Source organism: Burkholderia sp. 8Y, assembly GCF_902506145.1.
Classification (GTDB): Bacteria; Pseudomonadota; Gammaproteobacteria; order Burkholderiales; family Burkholderiaceae; genus Caballeronia.
This window is the reverse complement of the sequence record NZ_LR733520.1, coordinates 1163242-1178725: the sequence shown is the minus strand read 5'-3', so window position 1 is coordinate 1178725 and position 15484 is coordinate 1163242. Positions and strand designations below refer to the sequence as shown.

General features: G+C 65.7%; 17 protein-coding genes. 2 read left to right on the top strand and 15 right to left on the bottom strand.

The genetic code is table 11. From position 1 onward, the window contains the following. Positions 1 to 177: 177 nt before the first annotated feature. From ldcA to guaB, 13 genes are all read right to left on the bottom strand, one after another. Positions 178 to 1101: a muramoyltetrapeptide carboxypeptidase gene (ldcA, locus tag GV035_RS16035; RefSeq protein WP_236572738.1), complete on the bottom strand. Its 924-nt coding sequence runs from the start codon at positions 1099 to 1101 to the stop codon at positions 178 to 180. A gap of 2 nt (positions 1102 to 1103) precedes the next feature. Next, positions 1104 to 1694 (bottom strand): tRNA adenosine(34) deaminase TadA, encoded by a 591-nt coding sequence (gene tadA / locus GV035_RS16030; RefSeq protein ID WP_201303984.1) that lies wholly within the window; start codon positions 1692 to 1694, stop codon positions 1104 to 1106. After that, positions 1691 to 2089, bottom strand: a complete 399-nt coding sequence (locus GV035_RS16025; protein WP_159836014.1) for a DnaJ family domain-containing protein — start codon at positions 2087 to 2089, stop codon at positions 1691 to 1693. The genes tadA and GV035_RS16025 overlap by 4 nt, the downstream gene beginning before the upstream one ends. Before the next feature lie 249 nt (positions 2090 to 2338). Beyond that, complete coding sequence (locus tag GV035_RS16020) at positions 2339 to 3088, bottom strand: ABC transporter ATP-binding protein (RefSeq protein WP_159836013.1); 750 nt, start codon at positions 3086 to 3088, stop codon at positions 2339 to 2341. Beyond that, a complete protein-coding gene (locus GV035_RS16015) occupies positions 3085 to 3978 on the bottom strand; it encodes an ABC transporter ATP-binding protein (protein WP_159837962.1) in 894 nt (297 codons plus the stop codon). The genes GV035_RS16020 and GV035_RS16015 overlap by 4 nt, the downstream gene beginning before the upstream one ends. Continuing rightward, entirely contained in the window at positions 3968 to 4906 is a 939-nt protein-coding gene (gene nikC, locus GV035_RS16010) for a nickel transporter permease (protein ID WP_236572627.1), read from the bottom strand. The genes GV035_RS16015 and nikC overlap by 11 nt, the downstream gene beginning before the upstream one ends. A 26-nt stretch (positions 4907 to 4932) precedes the next feature. Further along, positions 4933 to 6003, bottom strand: a complete 1071-nt coding sequence (locus GV035_RS16005; RefSeq protein WP_159836012.1) for an ABC transporter permease — start codon at positions 6001 to 6003, stop codon at positions 4933 to 4935. A 4-nt stretch (positions 6004 to 6007) separates the two neighbouring features. Beyond that, on the bottom strand, positions 6008 to 7597 hold the full coding sequence (locus GV035_RS16000) for an ABC transporter substrate-binding protein (protein ID WP_159836011.1): 1590 nt from the start codon (positions 7595 to 7597) through the stop codon (positions 6008 to 6010). Between the two features lie 13 nt (positions 7598 to 7610). Next, entirely contained in the window at positions 7611 to 8174 is a 564-nt protein-coding gene (gene ddpX, locus GV035_RS15995; protein ID WP_159836010.1) for a D-alanyl-D-alanine dipeptidase, read from the bottom strand. 63 nt (positions 8175 to 8237) lie between these two features. Next, positions 8238 to 8828, bottom strand: a complete 591-nt coding sequence (thpR, locus tag GV035_RS15990; protein ID WP_159836009.1) for an RNA 2',3'-cyclic phosphodiesterase — start codon at positions 8826 to 8828, stop codon at positions 8238 to 8240. Between the two features lie 35 nt (positions 8829 to 8863). After that, complete coding sequence (gene guaA / locus GV035_RS15985; protein ID WP_159836008.1) at positions 8864 to 10447, bottom strand: glutamine-hydrolyzing GMP synthase; 1584 nt, start codon at positions 10445 to 10447, stop codon at positions 8864 to 8866. 161 nt (positions 10448 to 10608) lie between these two features. Further along, positions 10609 to 11433, bottom strand: coding sequence for a hypothetical protein (locus GV035_RS15980; RefSeq protein ID WP_159836007.1), 825 nt, complete (start codon positions 11431 to 11433; stop codon positions 10609 to 10611). Positions 11434 to 11487: 54 nt separating this feature from the next. Next, complete coding sequence (gene guaB / locus GV035_RS15975) at positions 11488 to 12948, bottom strand: IMP dehydrogenase (protein ID WP_159836006.1); 1461 nt, start codon at positions 12946 to 12948, stop codon at positions 11488 to 11490. 196 nt (positions 12949 to 13144) lie between these two features. Between guaB and GV035_RS15970 the strand changes: the two genes are divergently transcribed. Next, a complete protein-coding gene (locus GV035_RS15970) occupies positions 13145 to 14119 on the top strand; it encodes a DMT family transporter (RefSeq protein ID WP_159836005.1) in 975 nt (324 codons plus the stop codon). Positions 14120 to 14132: 13 nt separating this feature from the next. Here the strand turns inward: GV035_RS15970 and GV035_RS15965 are convergent, their stop codons facing one another. Together GV035_RS15965 and GV035_RS15960 are read right to left on the bottom strand one after the other, a co-directional pair. After that, complete coding sequence (locus GV035_RS15965; RefSeq protein WP_159836004.1) at positions 14133 to 14462, bottom strand: RnfH family protein; 330 nt, start codon at positions 14460 to 14462, stop codon at positions 14133 to 14135. Further along, a complete protein-coding gene (locus GV035_RS15960; protein WP_159836003.1) occupies positions 14459 to 14896 on the bottom strand; it encodes a type II toxin-antitoxin system RatA family toxin in 438 nt (145 codons plus the stop codon). The genes GV035_RS15965 and GV035_RS15960 overlap by 4 nt, the downstream gene beginning before the upstream one ends. A gap of 131 nt (positions 14897 to 15027) precedes the next feature. Between GV035_RS15960 and smpB the strand changes: the two genes are divergently transcribed. Then, entirely contained in the window at positions 15028 to 15477 is a 450-nt protein-coding gene (gene smpB / locus GV035_RS15955; protein WP_035969475.1) for an SsrA-binding protein SmpB, read from the top strand. Positions 15478 to 15484 lie beyond the last annotated feature (7 nt).

Below are 15484 nucleotides of genomic sequence, written 5' to 3'. Positions count from 1 at the left end.
GGGTGCGGGTCAGGGACAAATACGCTACTTTTTGTCGGCATTGTCGGCTGATTTTTGTCGACAATCTGAGGCGCTCAATTGGTGCACGGCAACTCGCGGTGTGCCGAAAAACCGACCGTTAGTTGCAAGCGTGATCGAACATAAAGGCGCTGACTTAGAGCGCCTTTTGCCGCAAACTCAAGCCAGATGCGGATAGTCCGACAGCGCAAGCGTGAAGCCGCGTTCGTTCGCGATCAGATGTGCAGTCGCACCAAAAGGCAGCGTCAGCAGATTGTCGACGTGTCCGAACTGCAAGCCGGTCACGAACGGCACGCCGGTCGCCGCCCTCATCTGCTCGATCACCGCGTCGAGCGAATAGCCGTTGTCGTAATCGGACAGACGACCGCCCGAGAACTCGCCCATCACAACCGCCTGCTGACGCCCGAGCACGCCCGCCTGATGCAGCTGATAAATCATCCGCTCGATCCGAAACGGGTGCTCGTTCACGTCTTCGATGAACAGAATCCCGCCGTCGACAGGCGGCAGATACGGCGTGCCGACGAGCGCGGCCAGTATCGCGAGATTGCCGCCCCACAGCATGCCGGTGACATCCACGGACTGTCGCTGCGGCGTGTGACTCGTCACGGTGAAGCTCGGATGAGAGACGGCCTGCCAAAAGTGATGCATCGTGAAGGCGCTCAGGTGCTCCGCGCCGAAATTCCCCGCGAACATCGGGCCGCCGAAGCTCTTCACCGCCGAACGCGCGTACAACGCGCATTGAATCGCCGTGAAATCGCTATGCCCGACGAGCGCGACCGGTTCGTCGGCCAGGCGCCGCAGGCCGTCGTAGTCCAGTCCGTGCAGGATGCGCGACGCGCCGTAGCCGCCGCGCACCGCCAGCACGATATCCGGCAGCGGCCGCGACGGATCGGCGAGGCGGTTCAGATCGGCGGCGCGTTCGCTGTCGGTGCCGCCGAATCGCTGGTAGCGCCGGCGCGTCGCATCGAGATTTTCGAGCCGATGACCCTGCGCCCGCAATCGCCCGATGCCCCGCTCGACGGCGGCGGGATCGCTCGGATAGCCGGAAGGCGCAATGAGGTCGATGGTGCGTGATTTCACGATGTTCAGTTCGTTTTGGTGATGGAATCGGTGACGGCGTGCGCGTGCTGTCGTGCCTCCCGCGCGGCCCGTTCCTCGCGCGCGAGCCGCCGGCGCTCGGCGAAGAAATTCTTGAGCGCGTGGCCGCATTCGTCGGCGAGCACGCCGCCCGTCACGGCCGTGTGATGGTTCAGGCGCTCGTTCGCGAACATGTCGACGACACTGCCGCACGCGCCGGTCTTCGGATCGGCTGCGCCGTACACGACCCGCGCGATGCGCGCGTGCATGATCGCGCCGGCGCACATCAGGCACGGCTCCAGCGTCACATACAGCTCGCAGCCCGGCAGCCGGTAGTTTTGCAACGTCTGCGCCGCAGCCCGCAGCGCGGCCATTTCCGCGTGCGCGGACGGATCGTGCCCGCGGATCGGATGATTGAAACCCGTGGCGATCACGTCATCGCCCAGCACGACGACAGCGCCCACCGGCACCTCGCCCGCGCGGCGCGCTTCGTCGGCGGCGCGCTGCGCGAGCGCCATGAAGCGGCGATCGCGCTCGCTCGCGGGATCGGTATCTTCGAATTCGGGAATCGCGCGGGGCGGCGGCTCGTTGAGCGTCAAGGCTGCTCCGGCTCGGTGTCGCCCCGCGCCGCGACGCGCTCCGAGAGCCGCTCGGCGATGCGGCGACGGTATTCGTGCGGCACGCAGCCGCCGCCGCGCAGCGATTCGAGCGCCATGTCGAGCGCGAGCATTTTCACCTGGATGCGGCAGCGCGCGGCGGGATCCGTGACCTTGTCGAGTTCGTCCTGCAGGCCACGCAGCGCGCGAAGCTGCTCGACGGCGGGCGGGACGAAGCCCGCGTTCTTGAGAATTCGATTGGCGACGCGCACTTCCTCGGGAACGAGGAGATCGTCGTCTAACTGGAGCGGCGCGCCTGCGCCGGGCAAGTTGTTCAATTCGCCGCGAGACACGGCTTCGTTGATCCGCTGTTCGACCAGAGCATCTAGCAATTTCATCGGGGATTACGACCGGCTTTCATATGACGCCGAAGCGGTCTGTCACGATTTGCGGGGTTAGCGTGAAGTCGAAGCAGCCGGAAAAACGCGCTCGCGCGTGGTTCGGTCCGTCTCGACAATCCATCTCGTATTCTATCAGCGGCGGCGCCACGCGATCGGCCAGCGCACGGCCGTTCGCAGCCGTCGCGCGTATGAGCAGAATAGGCGCGGTTTTCGCGACATCGCTTGCCGCAGCGCGGGTGGTTGCGCTCACGGGTTCACTGGCTCGCGCGTGTAGCCTTGTGTCGCGAGCAGCAACCGCCTCGTGTACTCGTGCTTAACGTCGCGCGCCCTCACCGCTTCGACGCCGAGTTGCTCGACCACTTCGCCATTGCGCATGACCGCGACGCGCTGACAGAGGAAGCCCACGACCGCGAGATTGTGGCTCACGAGGATCATCGTGAGCTTGCGTTCGCGATGCAGACGCCGCAGCAGGTTCAGAATCTCCGCCTGCACGGAGACGTCGAGCGCGGAGGTCGGCTCGTCCAGCAACAGCACGCGCGGCTCGACGATCAACGCACGCGCGATGGATACGCGCTGCCGCTGCCCGCCCGACAACTGGTGCGGATAGCGAAAGCGGAACGCGGCCCCGAGCCCGACTTCGGCGAGCGCGTCCAGAATGCGCGCGTCCTGATTCCCGATGCCGTTGATCGCGAGCGGTTCGCGCAATGTTTTGTCGACGGTGAAGCGCGGATGCAGCGAACCGTACGGGTCCTGAAACACCATCTGCACGTCGCGCTGCGGCCGATGCGCGACGCCCTGCCCGTCGATGCTTATCGCGCCCCCGGCGAGCGGCACGAGGCTCGCGAGCGCGCGCAAGAGCGTCGACTTGCCGCTGCCCGATTCGCCGACGAGGCCGAACACTTCGCCATCCTCGACGCGCAGCGAGACGTCGCGCACCGCATCGACATAGCCGGTCTTGGTCTTGAAGCGGATGTGCGCGCGGTCGATTTTGATCATCGCGCGGCTTCCTCCAACGTATCCGCGAGCCAAGTGGGATCGCGCCGCAGCGTCGGCAGTTCGTCGGGCGGATTCGTCAACGGCGGGCTGGCCGCGAGCAACCCGCGCGTGTACGGATGCCGCGCTTGTCCAAGCTCACGCGCCGGGCACGTTTCCACGACGCGGCCGCCGTACATCACCGCGACGCGGTCGCAGAACGACATCACGAGCGGCAAGTCGTGGCTGATGAACACGAGCCCCGTGCGATGGCGTTCGATCATCTCGTCGAGCACGGCGAGCACCTGCATCGACACGAGCACATCGAGCGCGCTCGTCGGTTCGTCGGCGATCAGGAGGCGCGGGCCGGCGCTCACCATCATCGCGATCATCACGCGCTGGCCCATGCCGCCCGACAGTTCATGCGGATACGCGTCGGCGACGCGCTCCGGATCGCGGATATGCACGGCCGCGAGCGCATCCACGATGCGCGCACGCATCGCGCGCCGGCTCAACCCGCGGTCTTGCCGCGCGAGCGGCTCGCGCATTTGCTGCGCGACCGTCATCACCGGATTGAGCGAGTACTTCGGGTCTTGCAGGATCATGCTCATCTGCGTGCCGCAGAGCCGGCGGCGCACTGCCGGTTTCATCGCGAGCAGGTCGTGGCCGTCGAAGCGCAAACCGTTCGCGGACCATCGCGCTTCCGGCGGCAGGAGTCCGAGCAGCGCGCGCCCGGTCAGCGACTTCCCGGAGCCGGATTCCCCGACGATCCCGAGCCGCTCGCCGCGCCGTACCGTCAGCGAGACGCCGCGCACGGCGGGCATCGCCACGCCATCGTGACCCGCGAAGGCGATTTGCAGATCGTCGATTTCGGCAAGCGGCGCGCGGGTATCGACTTCCATGTCAGCCTCCATGACGCGGATCGAAGACATCGCGCAGACCGTCGCCGAGCAGATTGAACGCGAGGCTCACCGCGAGAATCGCGAGACCGGGAATGGTCGCGACCCACCAGGCGTCGAGCAGCACGTTGCGGCCCGACGCGACCATGTAGCCCCATTCCGGGCTCGGCGGCTGCGCGCCCAGCCCGAGAAAGCCGAGCCCCGCGACCGCGAGAATGATGCCGGCCATATCGAGCGTCGCGCGCACGATCACCGACGACGAACACAGCGGCACGATATAGCGCAGCAAAATGCGCGTGTGCGATGCGCCCGCCAGCCGCGCCGCGTGGATGAAATCCGCCTGCGCGAGCCGCAGCGATTCGGCCCGCGCGAGCCGCGCATAAGGCGGCCACGCGGTAATGGAAATGGCAATGACGGCATTCAGCACGCCCGGCCCGAGCGCCGCGGCGAACGCGAGCGCCAGCACGATCTTCGGGAACGCGAGCGCGACATCGGTCACGCGCATGAGCGCCGCATCGACGAAGCCGCCGCAATAGCCCGCCACCGTGCCGATCAGAAGCCCGACCGGCACGACGAGCACGACGACGAGCATCGCGATGGATAGCGTGAGACGCGAGCCGTGCACGAGTCTCGAGAGAATGTCGCGGCCCAGTTGATCCGTGCCGAACCAGTGCATCGCGCCCGGCGGCGCCAGACGGTCGGCGAGCACCTGGCGCAGCGGGTCCTGCGCGACCAGGAGCGGCCCGACTGCCGCCGCCACCACGAGCAGCACCAGAATGGCGAGGCCCAGCATGCTGAGCGGATTCGATGAAAACCGCCGCCAGCGCCGGTACGCCCGCCCGAGCGCGGCCTGTCGCGGGGACGCGGGCGTGTCGGTCAAGAGCCACGCGCGCCACGTGGCCGGCGCGGGTGTCATCGACGTGCGCTTGGCGGGCGAATGCATGCGGCGAAGTCCTCCCCGGTCAACGCTCAGCGAGCGCGCGGATCGAACACGCGATAGAGCGCATCCGTCAGCAGGTTGAGCGCGATAAACGTCGCGCCGATCACGAGCGTGCTGCCGAGCACCGCGTTCATGTCGGCGTTCAGAAGCGCGCCGGTCAAGTACGAGCCGATGCCCGGCCACGCGAACACGATCTCCGTCAGCACGGAGCCTTCCAGCAGATAGCTGTACGCGAGCGCGACGACCGTGAGCAGCGGCACCGCGATATTGCCGAACGCATGACGCCAGATCACGCGGCGCTCCGGCAGGCCCTTCGCGCGCGCGGTCGTCACGTATTCCTGGCTGAGTTGTTCGAGCATGAACGAGCGCGTCATGCGCGAAAGATACGCGATGGAGTAGAACGCGAGCACCCCCGCCGGCAGCGCGATATGCGAGAACGCGTTGGCGAACACGTCCCACTCGCGGGCGATCAGCGCATCGAGCAGCAGACTGCCGGTGCGCGTATCGACCATGCCGTCGTACATCGGATCGATGCGGCCGGGCCCCGACACCCAATGCAGCCGCGCGTAGAACAAGAGCAGCCCCATCAGCGCGAGCCAGAACACCGGCACGGAACTGCCCGCGAGACCGATCACGCGCGCGACGTGATCGACCATGCGGTTGTGCCGCACCGCCGCGATCACGCCGAGCGGCACACCGATCATGACGCCGATGAAGGTCGAGAGCGTCGCGAGTTCGAGCGTCGCGGGAAACACGCGCCGGATGTCGTCGATGACGGGATTGGCCGTCAGCAGCGACACGCCGAGATTGCCGTGCAGCACGTCGCGCGCGTAGATCAGGAATTGATCGACGAGCGGCTTGTCGAGCCCGAGCTGCACGCGCGCCGCGGCATACGCGCTCGCCGATGCGCGGTCGCCGAGAATCGCGAGCACCGGGTCGATCGGAATCTTGCGCCCGATGAAGAACGTGATCGCGAGCAGGCCGGTGAACGTGACGGCGAGCATCGCGATCCAGCGCGCGAACGCGAGCGCGATCCGCGCGCCGCCGCGATTGCCGTTCGCGGCGCGCAGGCGATCGAGCACGGTCGGATGCGGCGTCATTGCGTCACTGCTTCTTGATGTTGCGATAGGACACGAGATCGTTGATCGGCCCGACTTCGAGGCCGGTCACGCCCGGACGCGCGGCCACCTGCGACACCTTCTGGAACATGATGACGAACGGCGACTTCGCGAGCATGTCGCGCTGCATCTTCTCGTACATCTGCGCGCGTTTCGCGGTGGAGCTTTCCGCGAGCGCCGCGTTCGTTTCCTTCGTCAGATCTGGAATATTCCACGCGTTGCGCCACGCGAGCATCTTGAAGCTCGACGCGTCCGAGTTGTCCGGATTCCACGCGAAGCCCTGCGCGTTGCTGTGCGGATCGATATAGTCCGCCGACCATTCGCCGATGTAGATGTCATGCGCGCGCGCGCGATAGCGGCCGAGCGTCTGCTTGTTGTCGCTCGGAATGAGCTGCACCTTGATGTTCGCGAGCGCGAGATTGGCCTGCACCGCCTGCGCGATTTCGCTGTACGGATAGTCGTTGCGCACATCCATTTTCACGGTGAAGCCATCCGCGAGCCCGGCTTTCGCAAGCAGCGCCTTCGCCTTCGCGACATCCTGGTGATACGGATTCTCGTTGAGCGCGCCGAGAAAGCCTTCGGGCAGAAACGTCTCGTGGACTTTGTACGTCGTGCGAATCACGTTCTTCTGGATGCCCTGATAGTCGATCAGCCATTTCATCGCTTCCCAGACTTCGGGCTTCGCCAGATACGGATTCTTGTTGTTCAGGCCGAGATACATGAGCGTCGCCTGCGGCACGGCGGTCGCCTTGATGACGCCGTTCTTCGAGAGCGTGTCGAGGTCGTCGGGGCTGAGATCCCGCGCCACGTCGATATCGCCGTTCTGGATCATCAGCCGCTGGCTCGCGGCCTCGGTCACGTGGCGCAGCACGATGCGCTTCATGGCGAGCGGCATACGATAACCGTCGAAACGTTGCAGCACGATGCTGTCGTTCGCCGTCCACTTGACGAGCTTGTACGCGCCCGAGCCGGCCTCGTTGGTCTTGAGCCAGTCGTTGCCGTAGTCGTTACCCTTGGCATGCGATTCCAGCAGCTTGCGATCCACCACCGACGCCGGCCACGCGCCGAGCACGTTCAGCACGAAGGTCGGCGCGTAGCGTTGATCCGTCGTGACGGACACCGTGCTGTCGTCGATCTTCTTCACGTTCTGGAGCGCGTTGGCCTTCGTGATGCCGATGCCCGCGAGCACCGCCGCCGCGCCCTTGTCGATGAGCGCCGTGCGCTGGATGGACCACGCGACGTCATCGGCCGTGAGCGGATTGCCCGAATGGAACTTGAGGCCGGAGCGGATCTTGAACGTGAACGTGAGCCCGTCCGGGCTGACCGTCCACGACTGCGCGACGTCGCCGTTGAACTTCGACGGGTCTTTCAGATCGACGCGCACGAGCCGGTCGTACGTGTTCGCGACGTATTCTTCCGGCACGAGTTCATAGACTTCGCCGGGATCGAGCGTGGTGAATTCGTCGAGCAGCGTCGCCATCACGAACATGTCTTTCGGAGTCGCCGCGTGCGCTGCGCCGGTGCAGCTCAACGCCAGCGTGATCGCGACAAGTGCCTTTCGTGCGGTGAGTGTCATGGTCGATATCCCGTCACATCAGCCGCAGAGGGCCGCTTTCTTCGCTGTCGATGAGCGCGAGTTCGCGCGATCCCGGCAATTCGTAATGCCACCATTCGCTCGGAATATGCGCGAAGCCCGCGCCGTGCATCACGCCGAGCAAGAGCGTGCGATTGCGCTGCACGTGCGCCGGCAGACCCGTGTGGAAGTGGCCCGACTCCGGCACCATCGCGTCGAAGCCGGTGCCCATGTCGAACTCGATGCCGTCGCTATCCACGAGCGTGAGGTCCACGGCCGTGCCGCGACTGTGATTCGAGCCGCGACCGAGATCGGCGATAAAGTTGGGATCGGGCAGGAAATTCCACAGCACTTCCTGCGCTTGCGGTGGGCGGTAGGCGTCGAAGATCTTGAGCGTCGCGCCGAAACTCCGTGCGATGCCGACGGCCTTGCGCAGCGCCGCTTCGGCGGGTTCGAGCAGCAGGCAGTGCTGCGCCTTGTAGATGGGCTTGCCGGTGAGATTGCGATCGGTCGCGTAGACGAGGTCGATCTGGACGTGATGCGTTTCGGGCGTGACGGGCAGCAGACGGGATCGAGTCATGTAATCGGAATCCTTGGGTCGAACCCATCAACCTTAACCCGGACGAAAAATCCGCGAAACAGTTTATTCCCGATATTCCGATGGTGCGGGCTCTGACGCGTCGAGCGGCCAGCGTTCGATGACGTGGTGCTCCGAGCGCCCGAGCAGACTGCGCACCAGCGCGAACTCGCGCACCGTCCATGTGATCGGCTCGATGGCTTGCGGAGCGACGCGCGGCTCACCATAGAGCAACGTCACGTGCGGAATGAAGCGCGGATGCGATTTGACGAAGATGCCGACCGATTGCAGCGACTTGTCGAGTCGATCGACGAAGGCGGAAAACGCGTCGCCCGGCTCGCCCGCTATGACGAGCGGCCGCTTCGGACGGCGCGTGGCGAACGTTTCGACGCGGTCGAGCGTCACGTCGAACGACGGCATGTGAACCGATGACGCCGCCGCGCGCGCTGCGGCGAGCGTATCGGCAGGCACGCCCGCGAAGGCGCCGAGATAGTGAAGCGTGATGTGCAGGCGCTCGGGAGGAATGGGCCGCGCTTTGAGCGCGAGCTCGGCGCGAAGCCGCCCCGCCCGCTCGCCGATGCGCGCGACGGCCGCGGCATCGGGGTAGACGGCGAAGAAGAGGGAGTCGGTGGGGCGATCAGGGCGAGGGGTGGCCAAACGCCCGGCTCCCGTTCAGTGCTGCGCGACCGCCCTCACTCCCACTCAATCGTCGCAGGCGGCTTCCCCGAAATGTCATACACCACCCGATTGATCCCGCGCACTTCGTTGATGATGCGGTTGCTCACGTGCCCGAGCAGTTCATGCGGCAGATGCGCCCAGTGCGCGGTCATGAAGTCCATCGTCTGCACGGCGCGCAGCGCGACGACGTAATCGTACGTCCGGCCATCGCCCATCACGCCGACGCTCTTCACCGGCAGGAACACTGCGAACGCCTGACTCGTCAGGTCGTACCACGACTTGCCCGTTTCCGTGTCGATGGTATTGCGCAGCGTCTCGATGAAAATGGCGTCCGCGCGGCGCAGCAGATCCGCGAACTCGCGCTTCACCTCGCCGAGAATACGCACGCCGAGGCCCGGGCCGGGGAACGGATGGCGATACACCATCGCGGGCGGCAGGCCGAGCTTCACGCCGAGTTCGCGTACCTCGTCCTTGAACAGCTCGCGCAGCGGTTCGAGCAGCTTCAGCTTCAGCGTCTCGGGCAGCCCGCCGACGTTGTGATGGCTCTTGATCGTATGCGCGCCCTTCTTGCCCTTGCCCGCCGATTCGATCACGTCCGGATAAATGGTGCCCTGCGCCAGCCATTTCGCGTCGGTGAGCTTGTGCGATTCGGCGTCGAACACTTCGATGAACTCCGCGCCGATGATCTTGCGCTTCGCCTCCGGATCGGTCACGCCGGCGAGCTTCTCAAGAAACGCTTCGCTTGCATCGACATGGATGACCTTCACGCCCAGATGATCCGCGAAGGTCGACATGACCTGCTCGGCTTCGTTCTCGCGCAAGAGGCCGTGATCGACGAACACGCACGTCAGCTGATTGCCGATCGCGCGATGCAAAAGCGCCGCCGCCACCGACGAATCCACGCCGCCGGACAAGCCGAGAATGACGTGCTCATCGCCGACTTGCGCGCGAATCTTCGCGACGGCTTCATCGATGTAGTGGCCCATCTCCCAGTCGGCCTTCGCGCCGCACAGTTCCAGCACGAAGCGGTCGAGCATCGCGCGGCCCTGCTCCGTGTGCGTGACTTCCGGGTGCCACTGCACGCCGTAGAAGCGGCGGTCGTCGTCGGCCATCGCGGCGATCGGGCACGCGGGCGTCGAGGCCATCAGCTTGAAGCCGGCCGGCAGGTCGGCCACCTTGTCGCCGTGACTCATCCAGACCTTCAGCATCGACTCACCCGCAGCGTTCCTGAAGTCTTCGATGCCTTCCAGAAAGCCGGTGTGATTCAACGCCTGCACTTCCGCGTAGCCGAACTCGCGCACCTTGCCGAGCTCGACCTTGCCGCCGAGCTGGTCGGCCATGGTCTGCATGCCGTAGCAGATGCCGAGCACCGGCACGCCGAGATCGAACACGATCTGCGGCGCGCGCGGCGACTTCGCCTCGGTGACCGAATTCGGGCCGCCCGACAGGATGATGCCCTTCGGCGCGAACTCGCGGATGAACGTCTCGTCGACGTCGTACGGATGGATTTCCGAGTAGACGTGCGACTCGCGGATGCGACGGGCGATCAGCTGGGTGACTTGGGAGCCGAAATCGAGAATCAGGATTTTGTCGTGCATGGCTGCGGCCAAAGGCTAAGTGAACGAATGGTGTGGGCGGCCGGTCCCGGTGCTGCCGGGTTCGTCCGCCAATAAATTGACGGCCGGCGCGAAGGCCGACCGTCCTTGTGTTTGCTGCTTGCGCACGCCGCCGCGCTGACCTCGCGCATGTGGGCGGCGCTTCAGCGTGGCGCCCCGCTCGCCGGGTCCGGGACGACGCGCCCCGTCAGCGGATCGACGCGCCGGCCCGTCGCCGGATCGATGTCACCGCCGATCACCGGGTCGATGCGTCTGCCCGTGGCCGGATCAATTTCGCGGCCCGTCTGCGGATCGAGCGTGCGGCCCGTGACCGGATCGACGACGCCGGCTTCGGTGCGCGTACGGGCTGGCGATGACGCGGTATCAGTCGGACGCCCCGCCGGGTCGACCGCGCGGCCCGTGACGGGATCGATGGCCGTCGCTTCCGGCGCGCGCGCCGCTGGACGAGCCGCCATATCCGACGGCGGCACGGCGGTAGTCGCGGGCGGCCGCGTTTCATCACGCTTCTGCGCCGCCTTCTTCTCCGCGCGCTCCGCCGACGCCGCGCCCGCCAGCGCCGCGCGTTCCCGCCGCCGCACCGCGCCCGCGAGCCTCACGCTTCCGAGCCCCAACACCAGCAGCACGATGCCGACGAGCGCCGCGCCGACCTGCCCGAGGCCGTCGACCTCCGGCGTGCGCAGCCCGAGCAGCCAGACCAGCACGACGATGCCCGACAGCCACTCGACATGGCCCGATGCCCTCGCCGCCGCCGCGGTCAGCGCACCGTCGATGGCCGCGTGCAGCGACAGCCACGCGAAGCCCAAGAGTGCGATGCCGAGCACCTGCCCGGCGAACGCCGGTTCGACTCGCATCGCGTCCAGCTGCAACGCGTCGTACAGGCCGCCCCACGGTGTCAGCAGAAACAGCACGCCGAACACCAGAAAAATGAGGGCATTGACGATCAGCACGACGCGCAGCAACGGTTTCATGATCGGTCCACGAGGTTATCGGCGGAAATGTCGAAAAACGGCGCAGGCAAGCGGTCAGTCGACGTGGTAGTTCGGCGCTTCCTTCGTGATCTGCACGTCATGCACGTGCGATTCGCGCATGCCGGCCGCCGTGATCTGCACGAATTCCGCCTTGTCGTGCAGTTCCGCGATCGTGCGGCAGCCGCAATAGCCCATGCTCGCGCGCACGCCGCCGACGACCTGGAACAGGATGGCGTTGACCGAGCCCTTGTAGGCCACGCGGCCTTCGATGCCTTCCGGCACGAGTTTGTCGATGTTCGCCGAGTTGTCCTGGAAGTAGCGGTCCGCCGCGCCGTCCTTCATCGCGCCGACCGAACCCATGCCGCGATACGCCTTGTACTGGCGGCCCTGGAACAGGAACACGTCGCCCGGCGATTCTTCGGTGCCCGCGAGCATGCTGCCCATCATGACGACGTTCGCGCCTGCCGCGAGCGCCTTCGAGACATCGCCGGAGAAGCGCACGCCGCCGTCCGCGATCACCGGCACGCCGCTGCCGCGCAGCGCCTCGGACACGTTCGCGATGGCCGTGATCTGCGGCACGCCCACGCCCGCGACGATACGCGTCGTGCAGATGGAGCCCGGGCCGATGCCGACCTTCACCGCGTCCGCGCCGTACTCGACGAGCGCCTTGGCCGCCGCCGCCGTCGCGATGTTTCCGCCGATCACCTGCACGCGCGGGTAATTCTGCTTGACCCAGCGCACGCGCTCCAGCACGCCCTGGCTATGACCGTGCGCGGTATCCACGACGATCACGTCGACACCCGCCTGCGCCAGCAGATCGACACGCTCTTCGTTGTCCGGGCCCACGCCGACCGCCGCGCCCACGCGCAGTTTGCCGTCCTCGTCCTTGCAGGCGTCGGGGTTCTCGGTCTGCTTCGTGATGTCCTTCACCGTCATCAGCCCGCGCAATTCGAAGGCGTCGTTGACCACCAGCACGCGTTCCAGGCGATGGCTGTGCATCAGCGCCTTGGCTTCGGCGAGCGATGTGCCTTCCTTGACCGTCACGAGGCGCTCGCGAGGCGTCATGATGTTGCGCACCGGCTCGTCCAGCCGCTCTTCGAAACGCAGGTCGCGGTTGGTGACGATGCCGATCAGTTGCGCGCCTTCCACCACCGGGAAACCGGAAATGCCGTGCTGCTGCGTGAGCGCGATCACGTCGCGCACGCGCATTTGCGGCGGCACGGTGATCGGGTCGCGCACGACGCCGGACTCGAACCGCTTGACCTTCGCGACTTCGCGCGCCTGTTCCTTCGCGGTGAGATTCTTGTGGACGATGCCGATGCCGCCCATCTGCGCCATCGCGATGGCGAGCCGGCCTTCGGTGACCGTGTCCATGGCGGCGGACACGAGGGGCATGTTCAGGGAAATGTTGCGAGTCAGCTGGGATTTCAGGCTGGTGTCGCGCGGAAGAACGCTGGAGAACGCGGGCACGAGGAGCACGTCATCGAACGTGAGTGCTTTCTGGATCAGACGCATGGCAAATCCTATGGGCGCAAAAGCAGATTATACCGATAGTTCCCCGCATTTTCACTGCCCGAACAGCAGGTTACGGCGGCTTGCCGCAAAATCCGGACTCTCGGCGGCGCGCTTCGCGGTGCAGGTTTGAACAAGACGCGGGCGGCGCGCCGCGCTACGCTCTCGCGTCAATCGAATGTAAGTCGGGAGTCGGGCAATGCAGCGCGGTGTGATGTACGGAATGCTGGCGGGAGCGATCTGGGGCTTCATTTTTCTCGCGCCGCGCCTCCTGCCGGATTTTTCGCCGCTCATGCTCAGCATCGGGCGCTATGTAATGTATGGTGCCGTTTCGCTGGCCGTCGCGCTGCCGTTTGCGCGACGGCTCGCCGCGAAGCTCACGCGCGCCGACGTGATCGCGCTCGTGAAGCTCGCGCTCGTCGGCAACCTGCTCTACTACATGCTGCTGGCAAGCGCGGTGCAACTCGTCGGCGTGGCGCCGTCCTCGCTGATCGTCGGCATCCTGCCCGTGACGGTGACGCTTGCGGGCCGGCGCGATCACGGCGCAGTCGAACTGAAGCGCCTCGCCGCGCCGCTCTTGCTGGTGCTCGCGGGCATCGCATGCATCAATCTGGACGTTTTCAGCGACGTCCTCGCGCATCATGGCGACGCGGCCGCCGGCAGTGTGCTCACGCGCGTCGCCGGGCTTGCGTGCGCGGTGGGCGCGCTCGCGACGTGGACGTGGTATGCGGTCGTCAACGCCCGCTATCTCCAGGCCAACCGTCACTTCGACGGCAACGAATGGTCCGTGCTCTGGGGCATCGTGACCGGCGTACTCGGCGCGGCGCTCGGGGCGATCGTGTGGATGCTGCCTGCGGGAACCGTGCAGTCGGCCGTGCCGGACACGCGCTGGCATTTGTTCTGGATCGTGTGCTTTGCGCTGGCGACGGGCGGTTCGTGGCTCGGCAACATGCTGTGGAACGCGGCGGCGAAACGCCTGCCGCTGACGCTCTCCGGGCAGATGATCGCGTTTGAAACGCTCTTCGCCCTGCTCTACGCGTTCGTCTACGACGGCCGCTGGCCGCGCGTGCCGGAGATGCTGGCTATCGTGCTGCTGCTCGCGGGCGTGAGCTGGTCGGTGCGGCAGCATACGGTCGAGCCGGCCGCGGCATCGAAGGAAGCGCCCGCGCATTGATGCGCCCGGCCGGTCAGCGCGAATCCTTCGACTGCCACTTGCGTCCCTCGATGGAACCTGCTTTGCGCGCCTTGTCGACCCGGCGCTGGCGCGCCGTCTTCGGATCGACCTTCAGCGGCCGATAAATCTCGACGCGGTCCAGATCGGCGAGCGCCGCATCGAGCGGTTGCAGCTTGCCGAACACGCCGACCTTCCGCGTCGCCAGATCGATCTCCGGATGCGCCACTAGAACGCCGCTCGCCTCGATCGCTTCGCGCACGGTCGCGCCGTCGCGCAGATCGACGCGCGCGAGAAAGCTCTTGCCGTCCGGGAGACCGTAGCAGACATCGATATGCAGATTCATTTCTTGCCGTATCGCTGATCCGCGCGCTTCACGAAGGAATCGACGAAGGTGTTCGCGATGTGACTGAACACCGGCCCGATGATCTTCTCGAGAATCAGGTTCGAGAACTCGTAGTGCAGCGCGAACTCGATCTTGCACGCGTCCGCGCGCAGCGGCGTGAAGCGCCAGTAGCCCGTGAACTTCTTGAACGGACCGCTCAGGAACTCCATATCGATGTTCGTCGGGCGCTTCTGGACATTGCGCGTCGCGAAATGCTGCTTGATGCCCTTGAAATTGATGTCGATCTTCGCTTCCATGCCGTTCTCGTCCTGGCGGCCGAGTTCGACGCCGCCGCACCACGGCAGGAAATTGGGGTAGTCGGCGACATCGGTGACGAGGTCGAACATTTCTTCCGCTGAATGGCGGATCAATACGGTTTTCTGGACGTCGGCCATAAAGGGCGCAGCGGGTGACGGGATCGGGTGGCAGCGCGTGCGGCCCGGATGATGAGCTTCGTTTGCCCATCGTCTGACAAGCGGCGCGCTGCTAAAATCGTGATTTTAAACGAGTTGGGCACTTTCCATTCATGAGCATCATTGACAACAGAAAAGCCTTCTTCGATTACTTCATCGAAGAACGCTACGAGGCCGGTCTCGTGCTCGAAGGCTGGGAAGTCAAGGCGCTGCGCGCGGGCCGCGGGCAGATCAAGGAAGGCTATGTCGTCATCAAGAACGGCGAACTGTTCCTGATCGGCACGCATATCAGCCCGCTGCCCGAAGCGTCGAAGTTCGCCAATCTGGACCCGGTGCGTACGCGCAAGCTGTTGCTGCATCGCGAGCAGATCGACAAACTGATCGGCAAGGTGGAGCAGCGCGGCCATACGCTCGTGCCGCTCAACTTCCATTACAAGGAAGGCCGCGTGAAGTGCGAAATCGGCCTGGCAAAGGGCAAGAAGCTGCACGACAAGCGCGAGACCGAGAAGAAGCGCGACTGGGAACGCGAGCGGGCCCGTCTGATGCGCACCGCCGCGCGCTGATCGTTCG

Excerpts from the sequence above, each read along its gene's own strand:
- GV035_RS16025 (WP_159836014.1), bottom strand. The coding sequence starts at position 2,089 with ATGAAATTGCTAGATGCTCTGGTCGAACAGCGGATCAACGAAGCCGTG.
- GV035_RS16020 (WP_159836013.1), bottom strand. The coding sequence starts at position 3,088 with ATGATCAAAATCGACCGCGCGCACATCCGCTTCAAGACCAAGACCGGC.
- GV035_RS16015 (WP_159837962.1), bottom strand. The coding sequence starts at position 3,978 with ATGGAGGCTGACATGGAAGTCGATACCCGCGCGCCGCTTGCCGAAATC.
- nikC (WP_236572627.1), bottom strand. The coding sequence starts at position 4,906 with ATGCATTCGCCCGCCAAGCGCACGTCGATGACACCCGCGCCGGCCACG.
- GV035_RS16005 (WP_159836012.1), bottom strand. The coding sequence starts at position 6,003 with ATGACGCCGCATCCGACCGTGCTCGATCGCCTGCGCGCCGCGAACGGC.
- GV035_RS16000 (WP_159836011.1), bottom strand. The coding sequence starts at position 7,597 with ATGACACTCACCGCACGAAAGGCACTTGTCGCGATCACGCTGGCGTTG.
- ddpX (WP_159836010.1), bottom strand. The coding sequence starts at position 8,174 with ATGACTCGATCCCGTCTGCTGCCCGTCACGCCCGAAACGCATCACGTC.
- guaA (WP_159836008.1), bottom strand. The coding sequence starts at position 10,447 with ATGCACGACAAAATCCTGATTCTCGATTTCGGCTCCCAAGTCACCCAG.
- GV035_RS15980 (WP_159836007.1), bottom strand. The coding sequence starts at position 11,433 with ATGAAACCGTTGCTGCGCGTCGTGCTGATCGTCAATGCCCTCATTTTT.
- guaB (WP_159836006.1), bottom strand. The coding sequence starts at position 12,948 with ATGCGTCTGATCCAGAAAGCACTCACGTTCGATGACGTGCTCCTCGTG.
- GV035_RS15970 (WP_159836005.1), top strand. The coding sequence starts at position 13,145 with ATGCAGCGCGGTGTGATGTACGGAATGCTGGCGGGAGCGATCTGGGGC.
- GV035_RS15965 (WP_159836004.1), bottom strand. The coding sequence starts at position 14,462 with ATGAATCTGCATATCGATGTCTGCTACGGTCTCCCGGACGGCAAGAGC.
- GV035_RS15960 (WP_159836003.1), bottom strand. The coding sequence starts at position 14,896 with ATGGCCGACGTCCAGAAAACCGTATTGATCCGCCATTCAGCGGAAGAA.
- smpB (WP_035969475.1), top strand. The coding sequence starts at position 15,028 with ATGAGCATCATTGACAACAGAAAAGCCTTCTTCGATTACTTCATCGAA.